Genomic DNA, 25062 nt, shown 5'->3' on the forward strand with positions numbered 1-25062 from the left:
CGGGACGCTCCGCGTTAGCATGCCGTCAGCATGAAGGCTCTATACTTGGCTGAGTTGTGCCGGGGGCCGTCGATGTTCTTCACTCTCTCCAAGCTCGTCTGGTTCGTCTTCTCTCCGGTGAACCTGGCGATCCTGCTGGCCGGGCTTGCCGCTTTGCTGGCCTTCACGCGCTTCGCCCGGTTCGGGCGCTGGCTCGGTGTTCTCGCCTTGCTCGCCCTGTCATTGATGGCGTTCAGCCCGCTGCCGCGCATCGTGATCCGCCCGCTCGAGAACCGCTTCCCGCAGCAGGATGCCGCGAAGCGGCCGGTCACGGGCATCGTCGTGCTGGGCGGCGCCATCGGGATTGCGCGCGGCGATGTGGTGTTGACCTCCGCTGCCGCGCGCATGACCAAGGCGGTCGAGCTCGCGCGGCTTCATCCCGAGGCCAAGATCGTCTTCACCGGCGGCGCCGCCAATTTGGTCACACCGGTCACCGAGACCGAAGCCGATGGCGCGCGATTGCTGTTCGAGGGGCTCGGCCTGTCACCGGAGCGGCTCGTACTGGAGGACAGGTCGCGCAACACCCGCGAGAACGCCGTCTTTACCCGCCGATTGGTCGAGCCCAAGCCCGGCGAGCGCTGGCTGCTGGTGACCTCGGCCTGGCATATGCCGCGTGCGATGGGCGTGTTCCGCAAGGCGGGCTTTGCGGTCGAGGCCTTTCCCGTCGACTACTGGTCCGAGAATGAGCCGGCCGATTTCATCAGGCCCTATGGCCGGGCGCCGCGCGGCCTGAGCATCGCCGATGACGGCTTCAAGGAATGGGTCGGGCTCTTGGCCTACCGGCTGGCGGGATACACCGACGCGCTGTTTCCAGGGCCTTGAGGCGGCAGTCGGCAATAGGCAGTCGTTGTCCGGTACTTTTCGACTGCCTACTGCCTACTGGCCACTGCCGCCCTCAGGCAGTCGCAAGCGATACACCCCGCGAAAATCATCCGGGTCCACCGGCTTGCCCTTGCGGGTGATGACGAGGCGGCCTTCCTTCATCAACCTGACCGCGATCTTGCGCGCCGGCTGCATCAACGGCCCCCAGCCATCGGGGTGATCGCCGCCAACGGCGCGGGCGGCGTCGGTCGGGCTGATCGTGCCGCCCGGACCACGCTCAGTGACGAGGCGCAGCATTGCCGCCTCGAGGGCGTCCAGCGGGTCAGTCATCACTAGCCTTGCGTGCTGCGGCCTGGTCGATCAGGGCGTTGGCATAGCTGAAGACGCGGGCGGCGTCCGAGGCGAACTGGCGGCGATACATCGCGATTAGGACCGCGGCGGTGAAGATCATGAAGGTCGCGGGTCCGAGGAACCAGCCCATATAGGCGAGCGCGAAGAAGAAGGCGCGCTGGCCGCGGTTGAAGTGCCGGCCGGCGGCGATATTCATCTCGGTCATTTCATGGACGGCACGGGCGGCGTCGCGCTCGTCATGGCTCTTGGCCGGGGGCAGGGCGCCGATCAGGATGACGCAGTAGTTGAACAGCCGGTAGGCCCAGGCGAATTTGAAGAAGGCGTAGCCGAAGATCACCGCGAGCCCGATCACCTTCATCTCCCAGGCCGCGCGAGTGGTCGGCGTGCCGAAGGGCAGGTCGGCAAAGAGGGCAACGACGCGGTCGGTCGATTGCAGCAGGGAGAGCGAACCGCCGATCGCGATCAGCGAGGTCGAGGCGAAGAAGGCGGTGCCGTTCTGCAGCCCGTTCATCACCTGCGTGTCGACGATGCGGTTATCGCGGCCCAGGGCTTCGCGCACCCAGCGCGCGCGGCGCAGGTTCATCCGCATGTTCAGGCTCTTCGCTGCGTGCGGGCCGAGCTCCACCGCGAAATGATAGCCGATCCACGATGCCACGAAGAAGGCGAAGCCGATGATGTCGAAGGTGCTGAATCCGATCATTCCATCTCCTAGAGCAGTTCCGCGTTTTTCCGAATCGCGGAAACGCTCTAGCTCCTTGTTTTATCACATTTTCTTCATGCGAACCGGTGCCCACTTCGCTCGAAAATGCTCTAGAATCCCACACTGCTCGGTGCGGGCCGGCTTGCCAAGGTCGCGCTCGCAGGGCAGGGCGCAAGGCAGGACGATTGACCGCGACGCCCCGAGCCGACACGGTGCCGCGACAATGGAGACCTGCCATGCCGCAGATTATCACCAAGGGCTACAAGGCGCTGCTGGCGGAGGCCGAGGCAGCTGTGGAAACGCTCTCGGTCGATGAGGCCAGGGCGCTGTATGGCAGCGACGACATCGTCTTCATCGACCTGCGCGATCCGCGCGAATTGGAGCGGGAAGGGCGCATGCCCGATGCCTTCCACTGCCCGCGCGGCATGCTGGAGTTCTGGATCGATCCCGAGAGCCCCTATGCCAAGCCGGTCTTCAGCCAGGACAAGCGCTTCGTCTTCTTCTGCGCCGGCGGCTGGCGTTCGGCGCTGGCGGCCTTGACCGCCCAGGAGATGGGGCTGAAGCCGGTTGCCCATATCGCCGGCGGTTTCGGCGCCTGGAAGAAGGCCGGCGCGCCTTTTGAGGCGGCGGAGCCGAGAGAGACCGGCGGCAAGAATTGAGACCCTGACTTGTCCCATATCCTGATCGTTCTGGCGGTTATCGCCTTCCTGTTCCGCAAGCCGCTGGGGCGGATTCTTGGCCGCCAGTTCCCGAACCGGGCCAAGCGCCAGCAGGTTCTGGGAACCATCATCACCGCCTTCGTGTTGGTGATCGTCTTGAGGGTGGTCGTGCTGTTCTGGTGACGGCGGCTCGCAGAAGGAAACAATGAAGGCATGACGAGAGCTCGGCGCTTCGCCCTGCTGCTGGTTGCGGGCATTCTCCTTTCAGCTTCGGTCGATAGCTGGATGGCATGGGCCGCAGGGCCCGCCGAAGGCGGTGGCGGGCCAGGGCAGGACATTGCGGCCGAGCGTGAGCTGCCTCGTCTCGACGTTCCCGCCGGGTTTTGCCCGGTCGAGCCGCAACGTGGCGGCAATCATGCCAAGCTCTGGGAGAGCTTCACCCCGCCGCCGCAGCGCAACAGCAAGCTCCTTGCACTTGAAATCGATTGCGCGACCCTGCGAGAGATCGAGACGGGACCGCTGCGCCGCCCGCGAAGCCTGTTCAGCGTCCTCACTTCGCCTCCCGACCCTCGCCTGCCCAATTCATTGGAAGGCGCCCTCGGCGCTCTGGAGACGCGCTTCAGCCGAGCTGAGATCGCGTCCAAGGCGCCGGTGCTCGGGCGAGATGGCTATGCGGTCTATGTGGAGCAGAGGCAAATGGGGAGGGATGGGCGGCCCGGCCTTGCCGGCGTCTCGGCTTTCACCTTGTGGCAGGGCAAGCCGTTCATCCTCAACGTCATCCAGTTCGATGGTGAAGCGCAGGTGCCTGAGATCCGGACGCGACTTGCGGCGACTGTGCGAAGCCTGCATGACCTTTCTCGCTGAGTGGGAAGCCATGAGATGAATCGCTGGACCAGGCTGATCGCGGCCCTGCTGGCCGCCTCTCTCGCGAGCGGGGCCACGCTTGCCCTCGCGCAGGACGGCCAGCCCCAGAGTTGGTCCGAGGTGAAATGCGCCCGCTACAAGAAGGCCTGGTCCGAGGCCCTGACGCGCCGGGGGACGCAAGGCTTAGGGCCGGAGTTCCTCGACAATCATGACGCCTTCCTCGCATCGGGCTGCATGGCGCAGGCCAATGTCTGCCCGAAATCCACGGAGGAGCTCGAACTCGCGAACATCATGGTCATCCTGGCGATGAATGCGGGAACGGCGAGCACCTTCCTGCCCTTCTCCTGTCGCAAGTGAGGCTTGGGGCGAGTGAGGCTCGGGGTGGTTGAGGCTCGGGGTGGTTGAGGCCTGGGGCAAGCGGGGCTTGGGGTGAGCAAAGCGCGAAGCCTGCTCGCCCGGCGCTTGCCGCAAACACCCCATGCGAAAATTGCGACTTGCGCGATTCGCGCCTGCCCGCTTATCGTGCATCTCTTGGCTCCAACACCAGAAAGGGAGGGCTGAATGAAATTCATCATCATCACCGCTCCCCGAATGCCGTCGTCCCGTTAAGTCGGACGACCGCGCGGCCCGCCTGACTTAAGGCGGCCTGAGCCCAGCAATCCCATCGCGTTTTCGGAAGACCGGGGCAGTGCCCGGGCTTCGCTTGAATTGGAGTCGGCTGCCGTCGCGGCGCCGAATGAATCGATGTCCCGTCAGACCCAGACCAGGCGGCCTGAGCCGTTCCGGGCCGTTCTCGGCTTCACTTTCCGCCATTGGGCGCGCGCGCCGAGCCGCGTCGCCTTCGTCGTCGCGACCGTCATGGTCGCCACGGCGGCCGACCTGTTCATGCCGCTCTATGCCGGCCGCCTCGTCGATGCGGTCGCTGGCGAGCGTGCGGCCGGGCTCGGCATCGCCTTGCACGCGCTTGGCGTGATGATCGCGCTCGGCGCGGTGACGGTGATCGCTCGCCATTTCAGCTTCATCGGCATCACCGGCATGACGCTGCGGACGATGAGCGATGTCGCGCAGGAGGCCTTTGCGCGGCTGCAGCGCTTCTCAACCGACTGGCACGCCAACAACTTCGCCGGCTCGACCGTGCGCAAGATCACGCGCGGCATGTGGGCGCTCGACCTCTTGACCGATACGGTCCTGATCGCGCTCCTGCCTTCGCTGATCGTGCTTGTCGGCACGACGATGCTGCTGGCTTGGCACTGGCCGGTGATGGGCGCGGTCGTGCTGACTGGGGCGCTGCTCTATGTCGGCGTCACCGTCGCGCTTTCGCTGAACTATGTCGCGCCGGCGGCCCGGCTCGCCAACAGCTGGGACACGCGCATCGGCGGGGCGCTGGCCGACGCGATCTCGTGCAATCCCGTGGTCAAGGCCTATGGCGCGGAGCTGCGCGAGGATTCGCGCCTTTCAGGCGTGCTGGCGAAATGGTCGCTGCGCACGCGGCGGAACTGGGTGCGCGGCACGATCTCGGGCACAGCGCAGCAGCTCGTGCTGCTGGTCATGCGCGGCTCGGTCGTGGGCCTGGCGATCTGGCTCTGGGCGAGCGGGCAGGCGAGCCCGGGCGATATCGCTTTTGTGCTGACCTCCTATTCGGTCGTGCACGGCTATCTGCGCGATGTCGGCCAGCATGTGCACAACCTGCAGCGTTCGGTGAACGACATGGAGGAACTCGTCGCCATGCATGGCCAGCCCTATGGCGTGCCAGACCGCAAGGGCGCGACCGAGATGGCGGTGACGGCGGGCGAGATCGCCTTCGAGGATGTGACCTTCCACTATGGCGGCCATGTCGAGCCGCTCTATCGCGATTTCTCGCTGACGATCAGTGCGGGCGAGAAGGTCGGCCTCGTCGGGCGCTCCGGCTCCGGCAAGACGACCTTCGTCAAGCTGGTGCAGCGGCTCTACGACGTCACGCAGGGGCGCATCGCGATCGACGGCGTCGATATCGCCTCGGCGACGCAGGCGAGCCTGCGCGGGCAGATCGCGATCGTGCAGCAGGAGCCGGTGCTGTTCCACCGCTCGCTGGCCGAGAACATCGCCTATGGTAGGCCCGGGGCCTCGCTCGCCCAGATCGAGCAGGCGGCGGAACTCGCCAACGCGCATGAGTTCATCATGCGCCTGCCCAAGGGCTATGCCACGCTGGTCGGCGAGCGCGGCGTCAAGCTTTCGGGTGGCGAGCGCCAGCGTGTCGCGCTGGCGCGCGCCTTCCTGGCGGATGCGCCGATCCTGATCCTGGACGAGGCGACCTCGAGCCTCGATTCGGAATCGGAGGCGCTGATCCAGCAGGCGATGGAGCGGCTGATGGAAGGCCGCACCACCATCGTCATCGCGCACCGGCTCTCAACCGTGCGCGCGATGGACCGCATCCTGGTCTTCGATCGCGGCCGCGTGGTCGAGGAAGGCCCGCATGAGGCGCTGCTCCAGCGCGAGAACGGCGCCTATCGTGCGCTGTTCGAGAAGCAGGTCAGCGAGATGGCGAAGGGGTTGGCGGTGTGAAGCTGCCAGCCCCTGACGCCTGCGTCATTCTCGGGCCGCGCATCGTGCGGACCCGAGAACCTCGTGCCGAGAAGGGTTCCGTTTCCACCGAGAGCCATCTTGTCGGGAGATGCTCGGGTCAAGTGTTTAGCCCGGGACATGCCCGAGCATGACGGGACTATCCTATTTCGGTGCCAGCGCCCTGGGCCGCACGCCGGCGACCGGCCCGGGTGGCAAGGCTTCCTTCAGATCCTGATTCAACGTCTTCACATCCAGATTCGGCTTGCTCAGGAAACGATTCATTCCCGCGATGTAAGCCTCTGGCAACGCCCAGTGTTTCGCGCTGGCGATGACGTCCTCGAGATAGCCTGGTTTGGGCCGTCCGACCTCTCCGGAGCGCCCGATATAGACCAGCGCGCGCTTGGCTCCGCCCGGCACGATCACCGGTTGGTTGATCTTCACATAGAGACCGCTGGCGATGTCCTCAAACTTGTCGAGGGTGCGGATATCGCTGAGCGCGCAATCCCAGAGCACGCCATGGACCTCTTCGCGCGGGTCGCGGATGACGGAGGCATAGCCGTCGCGCGTCACGATGAAGCGATGGCGCGGCAGGCGCGCGAGCCCGAGCGGCTTCGAGCGCGGGCAGCGCGTCGCCATCGCGGCGATATCCATATTGGCGCCATAGGCGAAGTAGAGGGGCATGCCGGTTCGGTGTTTCCAGAGAGCGCGGGGAACCCCTCTCCCGCATCGAAGTCGGGTATACCCGACTTCGATACTCTAAGTGCTGAACCTGGGTATACCCGGGTTCAGTGAGAGGGGCAGGGGTGAGGGTGTGCCGCCGATCGTCAAAGTGCGACGGAGCCGTTGTGCCTTCTGCTGAGAGGGCAGGCCCTCATCCGGCGCTCCGCGCCACCTTCTCCCATCCGGGAGAAGGGAAGAGGCGTCGCGGCTCCTCTGTCCTATTTCGTCTTCTGGAACAATTCCCGCCCGATCAGCATGCGCCGGATCTCGCTGGTGCCGGCGCCGATCTCGTAGAGCTTTGCGTCGCGCAGCAAACGCCCGGTCGGGTAGTCGTTGATGTAGCCGTTGCCGCCCAGAAGCTGGATCGCGTCGAGCGCGATCTGCGTCGCCTTCTCGGCCGAGATCAGGATCGCGCCGGCCGCGTCCTCGCGGGTGGTCTCGCCGCGGTCGCAGGCTTTCGCGACGGCGTACACATAGGCCTTGCAGGCGTTCATCATCACATACATGTCGGCGAGCTTGCCCTGGACGAGCTGGAACTCGCCGATCGCCTGGCCGAACTGCTTGCGCTCATGGACATAGGGCATGACCACGTCGAGCGCCGCCTGCATGATGCCGAGCGGCCCGGCCGAGAGCACGACGCGCTCATAATCGAGGCCCGACATCAGCACATTGACGCCGCGCCCCACTGAGCCGAGCACGTTCTCCTCGGGAACCTCGCACTCCTCGAAGACGAGCTCGCAAGTGTCCGAGCCGCGCATGCCGAGCTTGTCGAGCTTCTGGGCGGTCGAGAAACCCTTCATGCCCTTCTCGATCAGGAAGGCCGAGATGCCGCGCGAGCCGGCTTCCGGGTCGGTCTTGGCGTAGACGACGAGCGTCTCGGCGATCGGGCCGTTGGTGATCCACATCTTGTTGCCGGTGAGCACATAGCGGTCGCCCTTCTTCACCGCCTTCGTCTTCATCGAGACGACGTCGGAGCCTGCTCCCGGCTCGGACATGGCGAGCGCGCCGACATGCTCGCCGGAGATCAGTTTTGGCAGGTATTTCGCCTTCTGCGCCGCGTTGCCGTTGCGGGCGATCTGGTTGATGCAGAGATTTGAATGGGCGCCATAGCTGAGGCCGACAGAGGCAGAGGCACGCGAAACCTCCTCGATCGCCACGACATGCTCGAGATAGCCGAGCCCCGCGCCGCCATCCTCTTCCTTCACCGTGATGCCGTGCAGGCCGAGCGCGCCCATTTGTGGCCAGACATCGCGCGGGAAGGTGTTGGTCTTGTCTATCTCTTCGGCGTGCGGCGCGATCTTCTCCTGAGCGAAGGCATGGACCGTGTCGCGGATCGCGTCGGCGGTTTCGCCGAGGTCGAAATTGAAGGGGCGCGGTGCGTTGGCGAGCATGGTCTGATCTCCCGGATTGGCTGGCGCGCTGTGATCGCTCTTGCTCTGCGTTATAGCCCGGAAACGGAGCCTGTCAGCGCGCAGAACCGTGCGGAACCGCCCAGGAGCGGAGTGCTTTGATGCCGCATCGGCTTGTCTCGAAAACCGGTTCTCGGTTTTCGGGGCCGATACTCTAGCCCCTTGTTTTAACGCGTTTTCTTCACGCGAACCGGTGTCCACTTCGCTCGAAAACGCTCCAGCTAGCTCTCCCACACCGGGGCGCGCTTCTCCATGAAGGCGCCGATGCCTTCCTCGGCATCGCGCGCCAGCATGTTCTCGACCATCACCGCCGAGGCGTGGTCATAGGCGGCGCTCAAGCCCATCTCGCGCTGCTCGTAGAAGGCGCGCTTGCCGATCTTGACGGTCGCCGGGGATTTCGAGGCGATCACGCCGGCAAGGCGCTGCGTCTCCGCCAGGGCCTCGCCCGCCGGGACGACACGGTTCACCAGCCCCATCCGCGCGGCCTCAGGCGCCGGCACCATCTCGCCGAGCAGCAGCATCTCCAGCGCGTGCTTGGCCGCGAGATTGCGCGAGAGCGCCACCATAGGCGTCGAGCAGAACAGGCCGATATGGACGCCCGGCGTGCAGAATTTTGCCTGCGCGCCCGCGACCGCGAGATCGCAGCTTGCCACGAGCTGGCAGCCGGCGGCGGTCGCGGTGCCTTCGACGGCCGCGATCACGGGCTGGGGCAGGCTGGTGATCTGCTGCATCATCGCCGAGCAGCGCCCGAGAATATCCGCGAAATAGGCGCGGCCGCGATCCGGGTCGGCGCGATGCGCGCTCATCTCCTTCAGATCATGTCCGGCGCAGAACACCGGTCCCGCAGCGTTGAGCACGACGGCGCGCACGCTGCGGTCGCCTGCGATCGCGGCGAAGGCCTCGCTCAGCGCCGCCAGCATCGCTTCGCTCAGCGGGTTGCGCGATTGCGGGCGGTTCAGCGTCAGCGTCGCGACGCCGTCCGCATCGCTGCGCAACAGCGCTGGCGCGGCTTCGGGTCCGGTATGGGCATTCATGGCATGGCCTTTCGCGATCCCACCTATTGTCGGAGCGGGATCGCCATGCTGCAAGGGGAGGGATGTCCGATCCGCTTCCGGTTTCCCGCACCATGACGACACGCATGACCGTCTCCGAACTGGAGGCTTTTCTCGACCAGGTGTTCCCGCAGCTGCATTATGGCGGGCGCACCTATTTCATCGAGGATGTCGGACCGATGAGCGCGCGCATGCGCTGCGACTATCATGAGCGCCATTTGCGCCCCGGCGGCACGATCTCGGGGCCGACCATGATGGCATTGGCGGATCTGGCGCTCTATGCCGCGATCCTGGCCCAGATCGGCCCGGTCGCGCTCGCGGTGACGACGAGCCTCAACTACAATTTCCTGCGCAAGCCCGGGCAGGCGGCGCTGATCGCGGAGGCCAGGCTGCTCAAGCTCGGCAGGCGGCTGGCAGTCGGCGAAGTCTCCCTGTTCTCGCAAGGCGAGAGCGAGATGGTCTGCCATGCAACGGGGACTTATTCCATTCCGGCCGAGCGGTAACGGGTCGATCGGAACCACCATGTCATCCCGGGGCTTCGCGCTAGCGAAGAACCCGGAATGACAGATAGGCACTTCGCTTCCAGCAGCGTCTTCTTCAGCGCTTCGACCGTCGAGATATCGGGCTTGGCGCGCCGGCCTTGACCGAGAGCCCGATCGCCGTTCGCACGAGGGCCACGATGCTGCTCGCGAAGGCAGCGCGGAGGTTGGACATCATCATGCCGCGCGCTCCCGCCCAGTGTCGCCTCTGGCCGCAAAGACCTCCTTCGCGGCGAAGAGCCCGTTCACCGCGGCGGGAAAGCCGGCATAGACGGCCATCTGCATCAGGACCTCGACGATCTCCTCTCGGCTGACCCCGACATTCAGGCACGCCTCGATATGGACCTTCAATTGCGGTGCGGCATTCCCGAGTGCGGCCAGTGCCGCAATGGTTGCAATCTCGCGGCTTCGGAGATCGAGGCCCGGGCGGGAATAGATGTCGCCGAAGGGGAACTCGATCACGTAGCGCGCGAAATCCGGAGCGATATCGGCGAGCTGATTGACAACGTTCTCGCCGGCATGCCCGTCAATCTCGGAGAGGGCGCGCAAGCCCCTCTCGAACCGCTCGTTTGCGCCGTTCTGTTGCAGCATCATCATTCTTCTCCACCATGTCGGAGCCGGCATAGCCGGCGATTTTGGTGTCGAGGACGGCAAGGCAGGCCTGAAGCTCGGCGATATGGGTCCGGACCTTGGTCCGGTGCTTCTCCAGCAGGATGCGGCGATCCTCCTGCGTCTCCGGGCCGCGCTCGCGCAAACGCGCATAACGCAGCTTGTCGCGGATCGGCATGCCGGTCGTCTTGAGACGGCCGAGAAACTCGATCCAGACCAGGATGGAGGCATCATATTCGCGCTGCTGCGAGGAGGCGCGCGATGCGTAGGGCAGCAACCCGATCCGCTCGTAATAGCGGATCGTGTGCGTCGATAATCCCGTGCGCCTCGCGAGGTCCCCGATCTTCATGGTTTGCCTTGTTCGTCGTGACGCTGATCTGGATACAAGTTCGAGCGCACTCTAAGTCAAGGGCCCATTGCGCAAGCGGATTCGGCGCTCGGTGCGGCTTTCGCAACCGGCTGGGCGCTGATCTTGGGCCTATTCCATTCCGGCGCGAGCGCTGAACTCGCCGTCATGGTCGGGCTTGTCCCGACCATCCACGTCTTCTCTCGGGCGGGCGTTCAAGACGTAGATGCTCGCCACAAGGGCGAGCATGACGGAGAGGGATCGCCATGGCCGCTCACTTCTGCGGCAGCGGCTCCAGCCCGGTCTTCTTGATCACCGGCGCGGCCTCCGGCGAGCCCAGGCAGGCGATCAGCTGCTTTGCCGCTTCCGGCTCCTTCGACCCGGCCGCCAGCCCCGCCGAGAAGATCGTCACGCGCTGGACCTCCTCGGGCAGCGTGCCGACGAAATCCAGCCCGTCGATCGTGACCAGCTCGCTGACCTGCTGGAAGCCGAGCTCGGCCTCGCCGCGCACCACCACCGTGCCGACGCGTTCGCTGAAGATCTTCTTCGACTTGGCCATGACCTGGCCGCTGGGATCGAGCTTGGGGAACAGCTCCTCGGAGAGATAGGTTCCGCTGGCGCTGGCGGAATAGGCGATCGACTTCGCCTCCAGCAGCGTCTTCTTCAACGCCTCGACCGTCGAGATGTCGGGCTTGGGCGCGCCGGCCTTGACCGAGAGGCCGATCACTGAGCGCACCAGATCGACCCGGCTGCCGGGCATGCCCTTGCCGTCCTTGACCAGCTTGTCGAAGGCGTCGCTGGCCAGGATGACGATATCGGCGGGTTCGCCGCGCGCCAGCCGGTTGGGAATGGCGTCGGGCGCGGCCCCCATCGAGGCGCCGTAAGCGCTGACGACCTTCTTGCCGATTTTCACCTCACAGCCGGCGACGAGTTCCTTATATGCCGCGGTGAAGCCGCCGGAGCTGATGACATGGACTTCTGCCAAGGCCGGCGAGGCGAGAACGAAGGGCGATGCGGTGAGTCCGAGGGCAAGCAGGGCGCAGGCAAGCGGTTTCTTGTTCATGGATGTTCCTCCTGCCGCATGATTGCGAAAGCTCGGCGCGATGCAACAGGGATGAATTGCAGCCTTATGCGGTATCTGAATACCTTTTACTGCATGTCGTTTGAAAACATGGGTTTTCTTGGCTGTTCGCGTCGACGGATTGCCTTGACATAGCCGCGGCAGCCCCTTAACCACCGCCTCACATCGCCGCCGGATTCCCGGCGGCTTGTCCTTTTTTCAAGCTAACCGAAGGGGTGCTGCGATGAAGACCATGTCGCTGAAGCCCGCCGACGTCGAAAAAAGTGGGTTGTGATCGATGCCTCCGGGCTGGTCGTCGGCCGTCTCGCCACCATCGTGGCGATGCGCCTGCGCGGCAAGCACAAGGCCAATTACACCCCGCATGTCGACTGCGGCGACAATATCGTGATCGTCAACGCCGATAAGGTGGTTCTGACCGGGCGCAAGCTCGACCAGAAGGTCTATTACCACCACACCGGCTTTGCCGGCGGCATCAAGGAGCGTTCGGCCAAGTTCATTCTTGAGGGCCGCTTCCCTGAGCGTATCGTCGAGAAGGCCGTCGAGCGCATGCTCCCGCGCGGCCCGCTCTTCCGCCAGATCCTCGGCAACCTGCGCGTCTACAAGGGCGCTGAGCATCCTCACGCCGCCCAGTCGCCGGAGACGCTCGACGTCGCTGCGCTCAACCGCAAGAATGCGAGGGTCTGATCATGGCCGAGGTTCTTCAGTCTCTCGAGCAGCTCGGCCAGGTCGCGAAGTCGACCCAGCCCGACGCTCCCGTCCACGTCAAGAAGATCGACGCCCAGGGCCGCGCCTATGCCACCGGCAAGCGCAAGAACGCCATTGCCCGTGTCTGGATCAAGCCCGGCTCGGGCAAGATCACGGTCAACACGCGTGACCAGGAGGTCTACTTCGCCCGCCCGGTGCTGCGCATGGTCCTGCAGCAGCCGCTGCAGCATGTCGATCGCCTGACCCAGTACGACGTCGTCGTCACGGTCAAGGGCGGTGGCCTCTCCGGCCAGGCCGGCGCGGTGCGCCACGGCATCTCCAAGGCCCTGACCTTCTATGAGCCCGAGCTTCGCGGCCCGCTCAAGAAGGAAGGCTTCCTGACCCGCGATTCGCGTGTCGTCGAGCGTAAGAAGTTCGGCAAGGCCAAGGCCCGCCGCAGCTTCCAGTTCTCGAAGCGCTGATCGTTTTACGACGGTCCGGTATGTGGAAGGGCGGCTCGCAAGAGCCGCCCTTTTCGTATTGTCTGTCTGCACTGTTCCTGCGCGCCGTCATTCCGGACAAGCCGCGCAGCGGCGCTGATCCGGAATCCATCATAGAGCCAGGCCTGTCAAAGGATTGGCCCTTCGATGGATTCCGGGTCTCCGCTGCGCTGTGCCCGGAATGACGACCGCGCGGGAGTGCTGCAACCGAACTGTGTAGGAGCCTCCCATGACCCGCCCCGTCCTTCTCGTCACCGGCGGCAGCCGTGGCATTGGCGCTGCGACCGCGATCATGGCGGCCAAGCGCGGCTATGATGTCGCGGTGAACTATCAGAGCAACGCCGATGCCGCCGCCGAGGTCGTCGCGGCCTGCAAGGCCAACGGGGCCAAGGCCGTGGCGCTCCAGGGCGACATGGCGAGCGCGACCGACATCATCCGCGTCTTTGCTCAAGCCGGGGCGGCGCTGGGGCCGCTCAGCCATGTCGTCAACAATGCCGGCATCACCGGCAAGGCGAGCTCGCTCGCCGAGGCCGACACCGCCGTGATCCGCGCCTGCATCGACATCAACGTCACCGGTGCGATCCTGGTCGCGCGCGAGGCGGCCCGCGCGCTGAGTGCCAATGCCGAGGCGAAGGGAAGGGCGATCGTCAACATCTCCTCGGCGGCGGTCACGCTTGGCTCGCCCGGCGAATTCGTCTGGTACGCTGCCTCCAAGGGCGCGATCGACTCCCTCACCATCGGGCTCGCCAAAGAGCTGGCTCCGGCCGGCATCCGGGTCAACGCGGTCGCGCCGGGCATGACGGAGACCGATATCCACGCAATGTCCTCCGGCGAGCCCGGCCGCGTCGCGCGCATCGCGCCGACGATCCCGCTCAAGCGCGTCGCGACGCCCCACGAGATCGCCGAATCGATCCTGTTCCTGCTCTCGGAGGCCTCGGCTTATACGACAGGCGTGATCCTGCGCGTGGCGGGCGGGCGCTGAGGCGAACGGGCCTCAGCCGATCATGCCCCGGCGCTTCAGGAACAGCATCACCGCCCAGGCAGCCACGAGGCACATCAGGGTGACATAGGTGAAGCCCGCGGCGTCTTCGGCCCAGGGCACGCCCTTGGCGTTGATGCCGAAGAGCCCGGTGATGAAGGTCGCGGGCAGGAAGACGGCGGTCAGGATCGAGAGCACATAGAGCTGCTCATTCGTGCGGTTCGCCGAGCGGGCGGCGATCTCGTCCTGCAGCAGGCGGGCGCGCTCCTGCACGGAATGGACGTCGTGGTGCAAGGTGTCGACCCGCTGCAGCAGGCGCCCGGCGCAGGCCTTCACGGTTTCCGGCGCGGCGCGGCCCGAGCCGGTCTCGGCGAAGCGCCGGAACAGCAGATGCAGGCCGTTGAGCTGCCGGTGCAAGCGAACGGAGGTGCGCCGCACCGCGCCGACGCGCTGCGGGCCGTCGCGGAGGCGGTCGCTCAGGACATGGTCCTCGACGCTGTCGATCTCATCGGTGAGGCGGATGACGGCGTCGGTCACGTCGTCGATGATGTATTCGATGATGTGCTCGAACAGGGAGACGGGCGAGGCGATGGTCTCGCCCTGCTCCAGGGCCTCGACCGTCATGCGGATCGATTGCAGGGCGCCGCGCCGGCCGGTCAGCAGGAAACGCTCGCCAATGATCCAGTGCAACGCGCCGACGCTCTCGGATTTGTCGGTCATGTCGCGGATCAGGTCGTGCGAGATGCCCCAGGCGAGCTCGGGCGAATGGTCGAGGCGCTGATGATTGTCATGCGACAGGAACATCGCCTGCGCCGGCACTGGCAAGGCGGGCTGCTCGGCGAGCCAGGCCGCTATGCGGGTGTGGACGAGATCGAGATGGATCCAGACGAAGCCGGTGGCCGGCGAGGCGAGGCCGGGGAGTTCGTCGCGCGGGATCAGGCCGGGCTTTCCAGCCTCGTCGAAGCGATAGGCCCAGACGATGCCGGAGCCGGATTGAAGGTCGGCATGGGTGGCCAATGCGATGTTCATGCGGGCCTGCCCCATCCAATTGCTCTTGAAATACACCGGCGCCGCAGGCGTTGCCGCCGCGGCGCCGGCCTTACGCTTGGCCTTCAGAACACCTGACGCAACACCACGAACAACGTGCCGGAGATCAGGATGGCGCAGGGCAGGGTCAGCACCCAGGCCATCAGCATGTTGCGCACGGTCGACATCTGCAGGCCGGACTTGTTGGCCGCCATCGTGCCGGCGACGCCCGAGGACAGGATGTGCGTGGTCGAGACCGGCAGGCCGTAGACGTCGGCGGCCGCGATCGTGGCGGCGGCGACGAGCTCGGCGGAGGCTCCCTGGGCATAGGTCAGGTGCTGCTTACCGATTTTCTCGCCGACGGTGACGACGATGCGCTTCCAGCCGACCATGGTGCCGAGCCCGAGAGCCAGCGCCACCACGACCTTGACCCAGAACGGAATGAACCGGGTCGCGTCGTCGAGCGAGGCCTTGTAGGCGGTCATGACCTTGAGGTCCTCGGCCGTGAAGATCTTCTCTTCCTTCTTGTCGGCCTTGAAGATGTGCTTCATCGCCTCGGAGGCGAGATACATGTCGTTGCGGGCGTTGCCGACGATCGCGGCCGGGTATTTGGAGGGGTGGCCATAGGTCTCGATCTGCTTGACGATCTCCTTGTTCAGCGCCGAGAGCGCCGGGAAGGTCGAGTCGTCGATCGTCCGATCAGAGACATAGCGCGTCACGTTCTGGCGCGGATCGCCGATGATCGAATAGCCCAGCGCCTTCTGGTCGATGACGGCGCTGGCGGCGATGGCGGTCTTGCGGAAGGTGTCGATATCTCCGGCCGGGATGGCGCGGTTCAGCGCATAGGCCGTGGGCGCGCAGCCGATCAGGATCAGCATGATCAGGCCCATGCCCTTCTGGCCGTCATTTGAGCCATGGGCGAAGGAGACGCCGGTGCAGGTCGCGATCAGAACGGCGCGGATCCAGAGCGGCGGCGGCTTGTTGCCCTTCGGCTCGGCATAGAGCTCGGGGCTTTTCACCAGGATCTTCAGCGTCAGGAAAACGAGCGCCGCGGCGATGAAGCCGAAAACCGGCGAGATCAGCAGCGACTGGCCGATCTCGATCGCCTTGGACCAGTCGACGCCTGAGGTGCCGCTGTTCGAATTGTAGAGCTGGTTGGCGAGGCCGACGCCGATGATCGAGCCGATCAGCGTATGCGAGGACGAAGCCGGCAGGCCGAGCGCCCAGGTGCCGAGATTCCAGATGATCGCCGCGATCAGCAGGGCGAAGACCATGGCGAAGCCCGCCCCGGAGCCGACATTGAGGATGAGCTCGACCGGCAGCAGCGAGATGATGCCGAAGGCGACCGCGCCGCTAGCCATCATCACGCCGAGGAAGTTGAAGAAGCCGGACCAGACGACGGCGACATTGGCCGGCATCGCATGGGTGTAGATCACGGTCGCGACCGCGTTGGCGGTGTCGTGGAAACCGTTGACGAACTCGAAGCCGAGCGCGATCAGCATGGCCACGCCGAGCAGGATGAAGGGCAGCCAGGTCGTGGCCGGCGTGCCGGCCGACGAGATGTCCTGGTAGAGCGAATACGCCATATAGGCGAGGCCGGCGGTCATGATGCCGGCGAAGAAGGCGAGGGCGCTGAGGCTCTTGGGAGCTTCCAGCTTCGGTTTTCCGGCATCGGGAGCGTGGCCCGTGCCGTTGTCCAGCGTCATACTCGTCATCGTACTGCTCCCCGGAGCCCTGTTAAGGTTCGGGTAACCTGTTCGATTTCGCTGACGGTCTGATGACGGCCTCTCGCGGCTGCGAGAGGCTCAATCGCGCATGATCGCGCCCGTGCTGCCCACGTCGCGCGTCACGGCCGTGCGTTGCGGCACGCGCGCAGGCGGGAGCAGCCTGAACGGCGCCGCGCCTGCCGCCTTGGGCGCATTCGCGCCGGCAGGGCGCGCGGGCTGCTTGGAGCTGGCGACCTTCGGCTCGCCGCCATGCCATTTGCGCGCGCCGATGTCATAGCGCCCCTGGCGCCAGGCGGCGAATTCCTGCTCGGTGCCGAAGAAGGCGTTGCGATCGACATCGCCGGAGATGCCGGGGACCTGGCCCGTGGTGGTGAATTGCCAGAACTCCCATTTCTCGCGGTTGTAGCGATGCTTCAGCGGCGCGGCGGTCGAGCGCAGCCAATAGGGGTAGTCGTTGAACTCGCCCTCGAGCACGTCCTCATGGAAGTTGATGTCGGTGTAGATGATCGGCTTCTTGCCGGTATGGGCCTGCAGCGCCACCAGCATCTCGCGGATCTTGGCAAGGGCCTGGTCGCGCGAGATCTTGCGGGTGCATTGCGAGCCGTTCTGCCATTCGACATCGAGCACGGGCGGCAGCGCATCGGCATCGCGCGGGATGTGTTTTTTCAACCAGCGCACCTGGTCCTTCGCCGCGCGGCACCACCAGACGAAATGATAGGCGCCGCGCGGGATGCCGTGCTTCTTCGCCTCGGCCCAGTTGCGCTTGAAGCTGGGGTCGAGATGGTCGCCCCCCTCGGTCGCCTTGATGAAGGCGAAGCGGGTGTCGGCATCCTTGACCTTGGCCCAGTCGATCTCGCCCTGCCAGCGCGAGATGTCGATGCCCTGGATCGCCTTGCGCCGCGCGTCACGCACGCCAAGATGGGGATCGCTGTCGCCCTTCTTCGGATAGAGCGCGGCGGCGGGCACGGTCTCGCAGGTGAGCAGGCCGAGCAGGCTGAGCACACTGAAGAGGGTTCGTCCGAAAATCGTCGCTCGCGCGGGCATCCACTTCTCCATTAGAGCCTTGCGCGAAAAAGCGGGTACCGGTTTTTCGCAAGAGCAATGCTCTCAACTTTTAGAAGCGATCACGTCGCATTCGGACGGTTCCGTCCGAATGCGACGTGATCTAGCCTTTCCAGATGAGAGCGACGTGGTTAAGGCCCGGTTAGAACTTGCTCGCATCCGAATGGCTTGTTTCAGCTTTGGTTAACCGGGGAGGAGCGGCGGTGGAGCCGGAGCCAGGCAAGCAGGCGACGACGGGGTTGCGCAGGGCGTTGGCCTATGGCGTCCACGTCTTCACGGCGCTGGGCGCGGCGCTCGGGCTGCTCTCGCTGCAGGCCGTGATCGCGGGCGATCTGGCCCAGGCCTTCGGCTGGTTGGCGGTGGCGCTGCTGGTCGATGCGCTCGACGGGCCGCTGGCGCGCAGGCTCAAGGTCAAGGAGCTGGCCCGGCGCTATGACGGCGCGCAGCTCGACCTCGTCGTCGATTTCATCACCTATGTTTTCGTCCCAGCCGCGATGCTGCTGCGCGCCGATGTGATGACGCAGCCCTGGGGGCTGCTCTGCGGCATCGTCGTCACGCTGACGAGCGCGCTCTATTTCGCCGATACCGGCATGAAGACCGATGATTGGTGGTTCCGCGGCTTTCCGGCGGTGTGGAACATCGTGGTGTTCTACATCGTCGCCTTCGCGCCGCCGGCCTGGCTCGCGCTTGCGGTGGTCCTGGTCGCGACGGTGCTGATGTTTGCGCCGGTCGTCTTCGTCCATCCGGTCAGGGTGCGGCGCTGGCGCGGGCTGACGCTCTCGATCCTGGCTCTCTGGGCCGGGGCTGCCTTATGGACGCTCTGGCGGGAGATGCGCCCGGACCTGCCGGCGAAAGGCGTCCTCTTGGTCGCGGTCGCCTATTTCGTCCTGCTCGGCCTGGGCCGCGCCTGGGAAAGACGTTTCCGCTCCCGAGTCTGACGGCGCGGCGAAAACGCCCCGTCAGCTGCGCTTGCCGGCGCTCCGGCCGATGTGAAGCGAGGAGGGCACCGGCTCGATCGCGCCAGGCACGGTCGCGACGGGCGCGTCTTCAGGCTCGACCGGTTCCGGCACTGGCGGCTGGAGCGAGCGAGCAGGTGCGGGCGGCTCGTTGACGATGCTCGGGCTCGGCTGCGCCGGCGACTGGCGGCGCTTGGCCCAGGTGCGCGTGCCGATATCGAACTCGCCGTTGATCCAGCCGATGAACTGCTCTTCGCTGCCGAAGAAGGCGTTGCGGTCGACATCGCCCCTGATGCCCGGCACGCGGCCCGTGGTGGTGAACTGCCAGAATGCCCAGGGCCGGTTGGCATAGCGCGTCTCGGGCAGGGCGGCCGTCGAGCGGATCCAGTAGGGGTAGTCGTTGAACTCACCTTCCAGCACGTCCTTGTGGAAGGTGATGTCGGTGTAGATCACCGGCTTCTTGCCGGTGAGCTGCTCCAGCTCGGTCAGCATGAGCTGGATCTTCTCCAGCGCCAGCGAGCGGTCGATCTTCTGCGGGCAGGTCTTGGAATGGCCGTTCCATTCGACATCGAGCACCGGCGGCAGCGCGTCGGGGTCGTTGGGAATCTGCTGCTTGAACCAGATCGCCTGCTCATGGGCCGGGCGGCACCAATAGACGAAATGATAGGCGCCGCGGCGCACACCGGCCCGGCGCGCCGCATCCCAGTTGCGCTGGAAGGCCGGGTCGACATGGTCGCCGCCTTCGGTCGCCTTCATGTAGACGAAGCGGGTCCCGGCGCCCTTCACCGCAGCCCAGTCGATCTCGCCCTGCCAGCGCGAGATGTCGATGCCCTGCACGGCATAGCGATGCGCGGCGGCGACGCCCGGATGAGGCCGGTTGTCGCCCTTGAGCGGGTAGTTGCCCTCCATCGCGACGCAGCCGCCCAGCACCGCGAGTGCGGCTGCGACGAGCAGGGAGATGGGTTTGCGGCTGAGCATGCGGTGCGGGATCATCTCTCTGAAAATTGAGGAGAAAGCTTGACGCCCGGTTTACGTTACCGGTTTTTCTGCACTTTCGCCTAGAGCCGGATGATTTCAGACGGGGTCACTTCGTGATCCCGTCTGAAATCTGAATCCGTCTCTCATCAAGGAGTTAGAGTAGGATCAATGCGAAAAACCGGTGCCCACTTTTTCGCATCCTGCTCTAGGCTTGTGGGGGCATTCCGAATTGATCATGGCCGCAGCCAGTCACAACGCTGACGACGGGCTGGTTTGACCATCGGCCGGATCATTGGTGTCGCTGGCCAGAGCTGAAGGAACCTGGCTGGCCGCGAGCGTCAGCCTGTGTTGCGCGCCATTCTCTAAGCATAACCGCGCGCCTGCGCGGGTAGCGCTCGTCCAACTCCGTCAGGTCCAGCAATCGATCTGTCCGGAAATGCCTGAAGTCGTCTCTGCTTTCACACCAGGCGACCAAAATTCTCGACTCCTGGAAGTAGCCCAATGCGAACGGCCATATCGTCCGCTCGGAGGCGTTCCCATCTCCATCAAGATAGGAAATCCGGACCTTGTGCTCCCGGCGGATCGCGGCGCGCACGGTCTCAAGATCAACGACCTCGTCGTCGCTGATCACTCTTGGGCCAACAAGCAGTGTCGTGTTCTCAAGCTCATCCCTCAGGTCATCGGGCAAGACCGCTGAGATTTTGGCAAGCGCATTGGCCGCCAACTGCGTCATGGGCTCATCGGCCAGCTTGGCCACCCAGCGGAAGCCCAACATCAGTGCTTCCAGCTCGCCTTGGGAGAACATCAGGGGTGGCAGCATGAAGCCGGGACGCAGGACATAGCCGACGCCGGGCTCTCCCTCGATATCCGCCCCCTGCGCCTGCAACGTGACGATGTCCCGATAGAGCGTGCGAATGCTGATGCCGAGTTCCTGAGCCAGCACGGCGCCGCTGACCGGACGGCGGTGACGCCGAAGAACTTGCAGGAGAGACAGCAGTCGTTCGGATCGGGCCATGATTCAACACTGCCGTTTTTTGGCAGCGTTGTCTCGTATGGTCGTTTCACAACCAAATGAAGGACGATCTCTCATGACGACGCCAAACCTCCTCCTCCTCTACGTCGCGGACCCTATCCGTAGCGGCAGCTTCTATGAAAAGCTGCTCGGACAGCCGCCCGTGGCGTCGTTCCCGACCTATGTGGCGTTCCGGTTCGACAGCGGCCTCAATCTCGGCCTGTGGTCAACCAGTGCGGCAAATTTCGTATCGTCTGGAACCGGTCATCGCTCGGAGTTGGCCGTCACGGTCGATGACGACGAGGCTGTAGACAGGCTTTGCGAGACTTGGCGCACTGCCGGCATCGCTATCGAGCAGGAACCGATGACATCTGTCTTCGGGCGCACTTTCGTTGCTCTGGATCCCGACGGTCACCGCCTGCGCGTCTGCACACCGGACAAATAAGGACAGCCGCTGACCGCGACAGGGTGTCGGGGATCGGCTGGCTTAGCCTAGGGCTTGTGGGGATTCATCGAGAATTGATGACGGCAGCAGAGAGGTAGATCATTGCTGAGAAGCTTTGGTCGGTTTTGTCGGCGCGCATGGCGACGCGCTTGAACTCCTTGAGCTTGCAAAAGAAGTTTTCGATGAGATGGCGCCATTTGTAGAGTTCGCGGTCGAGCGGCAGCGGCTTGGTGCGGCGCGGGTGCTGCGAGATGACAACCTTGGCGCCGCGCTTATTGAGATCGGCGACGATGACGTTGCTGTCGAACGCCTTGTCGGCGATCAGGCCGCCAAAATCGATACCCTCGATCAGTGGCTCGACGCCCACCGTATCGAAGCGATGGCCAGGCAGGAGTTGGAAGCGCACAAGGTTGCCGAGCGCATCGGTGAGCGCGAGGATCTTGGTGGTCATGCCGCCTTTGGAGCGGCCGATGGCCTGGCTTTGAGTCCCCCTTTTGCGCCCTGTCCGTGGCGGTGGACCTTCACGATCGTGGCGTCGACCATGGCATATTCCATATCGGGCTCTTCCGAGCAGGCGTCGAAGAGGCGTTTGAAGACATCGGCGGCGCGCCAGTCGCGGAACCGTCGAAACGCCGTGCTCCAATTCCCAAAATGGGCCGGCAGATCACGCCACGGACTGCCCGTGCGCGCGATCCACAGCACCGCCTCGACGAAACGCCGGTTATCACCTCCGCTACGCCCAGGATCAGTCGGCTTACCCAGGCAATGCGGTTCCATCTTCGCCCATTGGGCGTCCGTCAAAACAGAGCGATCCATCCAAAGCTTGAATCACATGCAAACCGTCTTGTGAATCCCCACGAGCCCTAGCCCAGGCCGAGCCATAATGTCGCGATCCCGAGGAATGCGAAGAAGCCGACGACATCCGTCACGGTGGTGACGAAGGTTCCCGATGCGATCGCGGGATCGATATCGAACCGGTCGAGCAGGACGGGAATCGCGACGCCCGCTCCTGCCGCGGCGATCAGGTTGACGATCATCGCGACGCCGATGACGAGGCCCAGCCCCGTGCTCGAGAACCAGATCGCGGCGATGACGCCGGTGATCAGCGCGAAGCCGACGCCGTTCAGCAGGCCCACGATCATTTCGCGTGTGAAGAAACGGCGCAGGTTCCAGGCGCCGAGTTCCTGCGTCGCCAGCGCGCGCACCGCCACCGTCATCGTCTGGGTCGCTGCGTTGCCGCCCTGGCTCGCGACGATCGGGGCCAGGATCGCCAGTGCCACGAGCTTGGTCATCTGCGCCTCGAACAGGCTCATTACGGCGGCTGCGAGGAAGGAGGTCAGCAGGTTGATGAAGAGCCAGCGGAAGCGGCTCTTGGCGATCTGCCGGACGGGGTCGGACAACTCCTCGTCGGCGTCGACGCCACCGAGTTGCTTGACGTCGTCATCGGCCGCCTCCTCGATGACGTCGACGATGTCGTCGATCGTCATCACGCCGACGAGGCGGCCGGCATCGTCGATCACGGGTGCGGCGACGAGGTTGTAGCGCTGGAACATCCGCGCGACATCCTCGACGTCGTCGGTCGCCTTGACGACGCGGTTCTCCTCCCCGACCAGCTCGGCGACCGGCACCGGCCGCTTGGTCCGCAGCAGGCGGTCGAGCTGGACGGTTCCGACGAAATGATGCGCCGGGTCGGCGATGAAGATCTCGAAGAAGCGCTCCGGCACATCCTCCGTCTCGCGCAGATAGTCGATGGTCTGGCCGACGGTCCAGAAGGGTGGCACCGCCACGACCTCGCTCTGCATGCGCCGGCCGGCGCTGCCCTCGGGATAGTCGAGGCCCTGCTGCAGCGCGATGCGCTCGGAGGGCGTCAGCTTGTCGAGAACCTCCTGCTTGTCGGCCTCGTTGAGGTCCTCGAGGATGTAGACCGCGTCGTCGGTGTCGAGATCGCGCACGCCCTCGGCGACGGTCTGCGCCGACAGCTCCTCGAGAATCTCCTCGCGGATGGCGTCGTCGACCTCGGTCAGGGCGGTGAAGTCGAAATCGGCGCCAAGCAGTGAGATCAGGCGCGGGCGCTCCTCGGGGTCGAGCGCTTCCAGCACGGCGCCGAGATCGGCCTCGTGCATGTCGGCGACGATGGCGCGCAGCGTCGTCAGGTCCGAGAGTAGGACAGCTTGCGAGAACTGCTCGATCAGCCCTGCGTCGATCGCGCCGTCCTCGTCGCGAATCGGGCGCTCCAGCACCGCGTCCTGAGCCGTTTGCGTGTCCGCCATCGGTCCGGCTCCATGGTCTGAGGGATGGTTTGGATTCGAGGGAAGGGTGGCTGCTCTTGTGTCAGTGCGCTTGCGCTCTTGCAACGCAGCATGACCGTTTCACGGCACATTCCCAAAACGCGCCCGAAACACGAACGGCGACCCGCTAGGGTCGCCGTTTATGGGGCTCTCGCCCAAATCTGGTGCGGTCAAGAGGACTCGAACCTCCACGGGTCTCCCCGCTACCACCTCAAGGTAGTGCGTCTACCAATTCCGCCATGACCGCAGCGGCTCGAAAACTGCCGTGTGAACGCGGCAACTCAGGAACGGCGCGGGTCTAGCAAATCGAATCCGCCGCCACAAGAGTGTTTCGTCAAGAATGCGTCATGGTTCGGTTTATCCCCTACAGCCCTCATCCTGAGGAGCCGCGAAGCGGCGTCTCGAAGGATGCTCCAGAAGGCTTCAGAGATAGCTGAAACATCCTTCGAGACGCGCTCCCAGGAGCGCTCCTCAGGATGAAGGCTATGGCGACGAGGAGAGGCGTGCGGCCGCTCAGGCCGCCTCGGCCACACTCTGGAGCGAGTAGACCGTCGGGCGCTTCAGCATCTGGGTGATCTCGACCGAGATCTTGGAACCGCTGACCACGACATTGCCCTTGGCGAAGGGGTGGTTGTTGGCGAGAATCTGGACTTCCTCGGTCTCGGTCGCGTTGAGCTCGATGATGGCGCCGCGGCCCATGCGCAGCAATTTGTAGATCGGCATCTGGGTCTGGCCCAGCACGACGGTGAGAATGACAGGAACGAGATCGAGATCAGCCTTCAAGTCCTGCCTCCGAAACCCTACTTCAGAATTCTACCAACGAAACTTGCCTGCAGAGCTTGCCTGAGGGCCATTTTCGAGCGCAAGAGGCGCCTGCCGCTTCCGGTGAATGAACGTTGAACAAACAGGGTTAAGGCGAAGTGAAGACGCGCGAGGCGCTGGCGGTTTTGTTTGGGACAGAGGGCGAGGCCGGCCCTGTCGAATGGGTCGTGGCTGAGGGCCTGACCGGCTATGAGGCCGCCGTCGCCGAGATGGAGGCGCGTGTCGCGCTGATTGCCGACGGGCTTGCGCCCGAGCGCGTCTGGCTGGTCGAGCATCCGCCACTCTACACTGCCGGCACCTCGGCCAAGGATGAGGATCTGATCGCGCCCGAGCGCTTTCCGGTGCATCGCAGCGGCCGGGGCGGGCAGTTCACCTATCACGGCCCGGGCCAGCGCGTGGCCTATGTGATGCTCGACCTGAAGCGCCGCGACCCCGATCTCAGGCGTTTTGTGGCGGCGCTGGAGGCCTGGCTGATCGGCACGCTCGACGCCTTCAATGTCAGGGGCGAGCGGCGCGAGGACCGCGTCGGCGTCTGGGTGCGCCGGCCCGAGAAGCGGACAGGGGCCGAGGACAAGATCGCCGCGATCGGCATCCGGGTCCGGCGCTGGGTCTCGTTCCACGGCATCTCGCTGAATGTCGAGCCGGAGCTGGCGCATTTCGACGGCATCGTGCCCTGCGGGGTCAGCGACCAGGGCGTAACCTCGCTGGTCGATCTCGGCCTGCCCGTGACGATGCCGGAGGTCGATTCGACCTTGCGCGCACAATTCGAGCGCATCTTTGGGCCGACCATCTTGGCATGACGCCCCGTTGGCAGCACCCGCGTAGCCGTTCATAAGGCTGATCCCAAGAAC

At 64.9% G+C, this 25062-nt stretch carries 27 protein-coding genes, 1 tRNA gene and 2 pseudogenes; 13 read left to right on the plus strand and 17 right to left on the minus strand.

What is annotated here, in order from left to right; genetic code table 11:
* Window positions 1-72 precede the first annotated feature (72 nt).
* Window positions 73-861, plus strand: coding sequence for a YdcF family protein (locus tag RMR04_RS11270; protein ID WP_311914720.1), 789 nt, complete (start codon window positions 73-75; stop codon window positions 859-861).
* A 54-nt stretch (window positions 862-915) separates the two neighbouring features.
* Here RMR04_RS11270 and RMR04_RS11275 read toward each other — a convergent pair whose 3' ends face one another.
* The gene (locus tag RMR04_RS11275; protein WP_311914721.1) at window positions 916-1191 is read right to left on the minus strand and encodes a DUF3253 domain-containing protein; all 276 of its coding nucleotides are present in this window, start codon (window positions 1189-1191) and stop codon (window positions 916-918) included.
* Complete coding sequence (locus RMR04_RS11280; RefSeq protein WP_311914722.1) at window positions 1184-1912, minus strand: DUF599 domain-containing protein; 729 nt, start codon at window positions 1910-1912, stop codon at window positions 1184-1186. The genes RMR04_RS11275 and RMR04_RS11280 overlap by 8 nt, the downstream gene beginning before the upstream one ends.
* A 236-nt stretch (window positions 1913-2148) precedes the next feature.
* On the opposite strand from RMR04_RS11280, the gene RMR04_RS11285 reads away from it, so the two are divergent.
* The 5 genes from RMR04_RS11285 (at window position 2149) to RMR04_RS11305 (ending at window position 5976) form a co-directional block, all read left to right on the plus strand.
* The gene (locus RMR04_RS11285) at window positions 2149-2571 is read left to right on the plus strand and encodes a rhodanese-like domain-containing protein (protein ID WP_311914723.1); all 423 of its coding nucleotides are present in this window, start codon (window positions 2149-2151) and stop codon (window positions 2569-2571) included.
* 9 nt (window positions 2572-2580) lie between these two features.
* A complete protein-coding gene (locus RMR04_RS11290) occupies window positions 2581-2754 on the plus strand; it encodes a hypothetical protein (RefSeq protein WP_311914724.1) in 174 nt (57 codons plus the stop codon).
* A 30-nt stretch (window positions 2755-2784) separates the two neighbouring features.
* Window positions 2785-3435 carry a hypothetical protein gene (locus RMR04_RS11295; RefSeq protein WP_311914725.1) on the plus strand — a complete coding sequence of 217 codons (651 nt, stop codon included), beginning with the start codon at window positions 2785-2787 and terminating at the stop codon, window positions 3433-3435.
* 15 nt (window positions 3436-3450) lie between these two features.
* A complete protein-coding gene (locus RMR04_RS11300) occupies window positions 3451-3792 on the plus strand; it encodes a hypothetical protein (RefSeq protein WP_311914726.1) in 342 nt (113 codons plus the stop codon).
* Window positions 3793-4179: 387 nt separating this feature from the next.
* Window positions 4180-5976: an ABC transporter ATP-binding protein gene (locus RMR04_RS11305; protein WP_311914727.1), complete on the plus strand. Its 1797-nt coding sequence runs from the start codon at window positions 4180-4182 to the stop codon at window positions 5974-5976.
* A 162-nt stretch (window positions 5977-6138) separates the two neighbouring features.
* On the opposite strand, the gene RMR04_RS11310 is transcribed toward RMR04_RS11305, so the two are convergent.
* From RMR04_RS11310 to RMR04_RS11320, 3 genes are all read right to left on the minus strand, one after another.
* A complete protein-coding gene (locus RMR04_RS11310) occupies window positions 6139-6657 on the minus strand; it encodes a gamma-glutamylcyclotransferase family protein (RefSeq protein WP_410492230.1) in 519 nt (172 codons plus the stop codon).
* 257 nt (window positions 6658-6914) lie between these two features.
* Window positions 6915-8087, minus strand: a complete 1173-nt coding sequence (locus RMR04_RS11315) for an isovaleryl-CoA dehydrogenase (RefSeq protein ID WP_311914728.1) — start codon at window positions 8085-8087, stop codon at window positions 6915-6917.
* Window positions 8088-8326: 239 nt separating this feature from the next.
* Window positions 8327-9139, minus strand: a complete 813-nt coding sequence (locus tag RMR04_RS11320; RefSeq protein WP_311914729.1) for an enoyl-CoA hydratase — start codon at window positions 9137-9139, stop codon at window positions 8327-8329.
* Window positions 9140-9201: 62 nt separating this feature from the next.
* On the opposite strand from RMR04_RS11320, the gene RMR04_RS11325 reads away from it, so the two are divergent.
* A complete protein-coding gene (locus tag RMR04_RS11325; RefSeq protein ID WP_410492231.1) occupies window positions 9202-9660 on the plus strand; it encodes a PaaI family thioesterase in 459 nt (152 codons plus the stop codon).
* 213 nt (window positions 9661-9873) lie between these two features.
* Here the strand turns inward: RMR04_RS11325 and RMR04_RS11330 are convergent, their stop codons facing one another.
* The 3 genes from RMR04_RS11330 to RMR04_RS11340 all read right to left on the minus strand — a co-directional run bounded on the left by RMR04_RS11330 (window position 9874) and on the right by RMR04_RS11340 (window position 11714).
* On the minus strand, window positions 9874-10290 hold the full coding sequence (locus RMR04_RS11330; RefSeq protein WP_311914730.1) for a carboxymuconolactone decarboxylase family protein: 417 nt from the start codon (window positions 10288-10290) through the stop codon (window positions 9874-9876).
* On the minus strand, window positions 10223-10654 hold the full coding sequence (locus RMR04_RS11335) for a MerR family transcriptional regulator (protein WP_311914731.1): 432 nt from the start codon (window positions 10652-10654) through the stop codon (window positions 10223-10225). The genes RMR04_RS11330 and RMR04_RS11335 overlap by 68 nt, the downstream gene beginning before the upstream one ends.
* A 271-nt stretch (window positions 10655-10925) precedes the next feature.
* Entirely contained in the window at window positions 10926-11714 is a 789-nt protein-coding gene (locus RMR04_RS11340; protein WP_311914732.1) for a substrate-binding domain-containing protein, read from the minus strand.
* 241 nt (window positions 11715-11955) lie between these two features.
* Here RMR04_RS11340 and rplM point away from each other — a divergent pair.
* The 3 genes and pseudogenes from rplM to RMR04_RS11355 all read left to right on the plus strand — a co-directional run bounded on the left by rplM (window position 11956) and on the right by RMR04_RS11355 (window position 13898).
* Window positions 11956-12416 (plus strand): annotated as a pseudogene (gene rplM / locus RMR04_RS11345) (50S ribosomal protein L13).
* 2 nt (window positions 12417-12418) lie between these two features.
* A complete protein-coding gene (gene rpsI, locus RMR04_RS11350; protein WP_069692103.1) occupies window positions 12419-12898 on the plus strand; it encodes a 30S ribosomal protein S9 in 480 nt (159 codons plus the stop codon).
* A 247-nt stretch (window positions 12899-13145) separates the two neighbouring features.
* Window positions 13146-13898, plus strand: coding sequence for an SDR family oxidoreductase (locus tag RMR04_RS11355; protein WP_311914733.1), 753 nt, complete (start codon window positions 13146-13148; stop codon window positions 13896-13898).
* 12 nt (window positions 13899-13910) lie between these two features.
* On the opposite strand, the gene RMR04_RS11360 is transcribed toward RMR04_RS11355, so the two are convergent.
* The 3 genes from RMR04_RS11360 to RMR04_RS11370 all read right to left on the minus strand — a co-directional run bounded on the left by RMR04_RS11360 (window position 13911) and on the right by RMR04_RS11370 (window position 17692).
* On the minus strand, window positions 13911-14924 hold the full coding sequence (locus tag RMR04_RS11360) for a CorA family divalent cation transporter (protein WP_311914734.1): 1014 nt from the start codon (window positions 14922-14924) through the stop codon (window positions 13911-13913).
* An 83-nt stretch (window positions 14925-15007) separates the two neighbouring features.
* Entirely contained in the window at window positions 15008-16636 is a 1629-nt protein-coding gene (locus RMR04_RS11365) for an inorganic phosphate transporter (RefSeq protein WP_410492232.1), read from the minus strand.
* A gap of 90 nt (window positions 16637-16726) precedes the next feature.
* The gene (locus RMR04_RS11370) at window positions 16727-17692 is read right to left on the minus strand and encodes a glycoside hydrolase family 25 protein (protein ID WP_311914735.1); all 966 of its coding nucleotides are present in this window, start codon (window positions 17690-17692) and stop codon (window positions 16727-16729) included.
* A gap of 221 nt (window positions 17693-17913) precedes the next feature.
* On the opposite strand from RMR04_RS11370, the gene RMR04_RS11375 reads away from it, so the two are divergent.
* Entirely contained in the window at window positions 17914-18648 is a 735-nt protein-coding gene (locus RMR04_RS11375) for a CDP-alcohol phosphatidyltransferase family protein (RefSeq protein WP_311914736.1), read from the plus strand.
* A 234-nt stretch (window positions 18649-18882) separates the two neighbouring features.
* Here RMR04_RS11375 and RMR04_RS11380 read toward each other — a convergent pair.
* Together RMR04_RS11380 and RMR04_RS11385 are read right to left on the minus strand one after the other, a co-directional pair.
* Window positions 18883-19659: pseudogene (locus RMR04_RS11380) on the minus strand (GH25 family lysozyme); the annotation flags it as partial.
* A gap of 274 nt (window positions 19660-19933) precedes the next feature.
* On the minus strand, window positions 19934-20659 hold the full coding sequence (locus RMR04_RS11385; RefSeq protein WP_311914737.1) for a helix-turn-helix transcriptional regulator: 726 nt from the start codon (window positions 20657-20659) through the stop codon (window positions 19934-19936).
* Window positions 20660-20732: 73 nt separating this feature from the next.
* Between RMR04_RS11385 and RMR04_RS11390 the strand changes: the two genes are divergently transcribed.
* Window positions 20733-21101 (plus strand): VOC family protein, encoded by a 369-nt coding sequence (locus RMR04_RS11390; protein WP_311914738.1) that lies wholly within the window; start codon window positions 20733-20735, stop codon window positions 21099-21101.
* Between the two features lie 64 nt (window positions 21102-21165).
* Here the strand turns inward: RMR04_RS11390 and RMR04_RS11395 are convergent.
* The 4 genes from RMR04_RS11395 to RMR04_RS11410 form a co-directional block, all read right to left on the minus strand.
* Window positions 21166-21917, minus strand: a protein-coding gene (locus tag RMR04_RS11395) for an IS5 family transposase (RefSeq protein ID WP_311912176.1) whose coding sequence is annotated in 2 segments (ribosomal slippage) — window positions 21166-21587 and window positions 21587-21917 — 753 coding nt in all. Because the reading frame shifts where the segments join, the coding sequence is not laid out codon by codon here.
* Between the two features lie 47 nt (window positions 21918-21964).
* Complete coding sequence (mgtE, locus tag RMR04_RS11400) at window positions 21965-23371, minus strand: magnesium transporter (RefSeq protein WP_311914739.1); 1407 nt, start codon at window positions 23369-23371, stop codon at window positions 21965-21967.
* 180 nt (window positions 23372-23551) lie between these two features.
* Window positions 23552-23636, minus strand: a tRNA-Leu gene (locus RMR04_RS11405).
* A 266-nt stretch (window positions 23637-23902) separates the two neighbouring features.
* Window positions 23903-24172 (minus strand): FliM/FliN family flagellar motor switch protein, encoded by a 270-nt coding sequence (locus tag RMR04_RS11410; protein ID WP_311914740.1) that lies wholly within the window; start codon window positions 24170-24172, stop codon window positions 23903-23905.
* A gap of 137 nt (window positions 24173-24309) precedes the next feature.
* On the opposite strand from RMR04_RS11410, the gene lipB reads away from it, so the two are divergent.
* Window positions 24310-25011, plus strand: a complete 702-nt coding sequence (gene lipB, locus RMR04_RS11415; RefSeq protein WP_311914741.1) for a lipoyl(octanoyl) transferase LipB — start codon at window positions 24310-24312, stop codon at window positions 25009-25011.
* Window positions 25012-25062 lie beyond the last annotated feature (51 nt).

The sequence above is a fragment of the Bosea sp. 685 genome (assembly GCF_031884435.1).
Taxonomy (GTDB): domain Bacteria; phylum Pseudomonadota; class Alphaproteobacteria; order Rhizobiales; family Beijerinckiaceae; genus Allobosea.

Coding starts and splice junctions, on each gene's coding strand:
- RMR04_RS11270 (WP_311914720.1), top strand. CDS start 73: ATGTTCTTCACTCTCTCCAAGCTCGTCTGGTTCGTCTTCTCTCCGGTG.
- RMR04_RS11300 (WP_311914726.1), top strand. CDS start 3,451: ATGAATCGCTGGACCAGGCTGATCGCGGCCCTGCTGGCCGCCTCTCTC.
- RMR04_RS11390 (WP_311914738.1), top strand. CDS start 20,733: ATGACGACGCCAAACCTCCTCCTCCTCTACGTCGCGGACCCTATCCGT.
- rpsI (WP_069692103.1), top strand. CDS start 12,419: ATGGCCGAGGTTCTTCAGTCTCTCGAGCAGCTCGGCCAGGTCGCGAAG.
- RMR04_RS11365 (WP_410492232.1), bottom strand. CDS start 16,636: ATGACGAGTATGACGCTGGACAACGGCACGGGCCACGCTCCCGATGCC.
- RMR04_RS11370 (WP_311914735.1), bottom strand. CDS start 17,692: ATGCCCGCGCGAGCGACGATTTTCGGACGAACCCTCTTCAGTGTGCTC.
- RMR04_RS11280 (WP_311914722.1), bottom strand. CDS start 1,912: ATGATCGGATTCAGCACCTTCGACATCATCGGCTTCGCCTTCTTCGTG.
- RMR04_RS11305 (WP_311914727.1), top strand. CDS start 4,180: ATGTCCCGTCAGACCCAGACCAGGCGGCCTGAGCCGTTCCGGGCCGTT.
- RMR04_RS11310 (WP_410492230.1), bottom strand. CDS start 6,657: ATGCCCCTCTACTTCGCCTATGGCGCCAATATGGATATCGCCGCGATG.
- RMR04_RS11335 (WP_311914731.1), bottom strand. CDS start 10,654: ATGAAGATCGGGGACCTCGCGAGGCGCACGGGATTATCGACGCACACG.
- RMR04_RS11360 (WP_311914734.1), bottom strand. CDS start 14,924: ATGAACATCGCATTGGCCACCCATGCCGACCTTCAATCCGGCTCCGGC.
- RMR04_RS11295 (WP_311914725.1), top strand. CDS start 2,785: ATGACGAGAGCTCGGCGCTTCGCCCTGCTGCTGGTTGCGGGCATTCTC.
- RMR04_RS11355 (WP_311914733.1), top strand. CDS start 13,146: ATGACCCGCCCCGTCCTTCTCGTCACCGGCGGCAGCCGTGGCATTGGC.
- RMR04_RS11340 (WP_311914732.1), bottom strand. CDS start 11,714: ATGAACAAGAAACCGCTTGCCTGCGCCCTGCTTGCCCTCGGACTCACC.
- RMR04_RS11325 (WP_410492231.1), top strand. CDS start 9,202: ATGTCCGATCCGCTTCCGGTTTCCCGCACCATGACGACACGCATGACC.
- mgtE (WP_311914739.1), bottom strand. CDS start 23,371: ATGGCGGACACGCAAACGGCTCAGGACGCGGTGCTGGAGCGCCCGATT.
- RMR04_RS11315 (WP_311914728.1), bottom strand. CDS start 8,087: ATGCTCGCCAACGCACCGCGCCCCTTCAATTTCGACCTCGGCGAAACC.
- RMR04_RS11275 (WP_311914721.1), bottom strand. CDS start 1,191: ATGACTGACCCGCTGGACGCCCTCGAGGCGGCAATGCTGCGCCTCGTC.
- RMR04_RS11385 (WP_311914737.1), bottom strand. CDS start 20,659: ATGGCCCGATCCGAACGACTGCTGTCTCTCCTGCAAGTTCTTCGGCGT.
- RMR04_RS11285 (WP_311914723.1), top strand. CDS start 2,149: ATGCCGCAGATTATCACCAAGGGCTACAAGGCGCTGCTGGCGGAGGCC.
- RMR04_RS11330 (WP_311914730.1), bottom strand. CDS start 10,290: ATGATGCTGCAACAGAACGGCGCAAACGAGCGGTTCGAGAGGGGCTTG.
- RMR04_RS11320 (WP_311914729.1), bottom strand. CDS start 9,139: ATGAATGCCCATACCGGACCCGAAGCCGCGCCAGCGCTGTTGCGCAGC.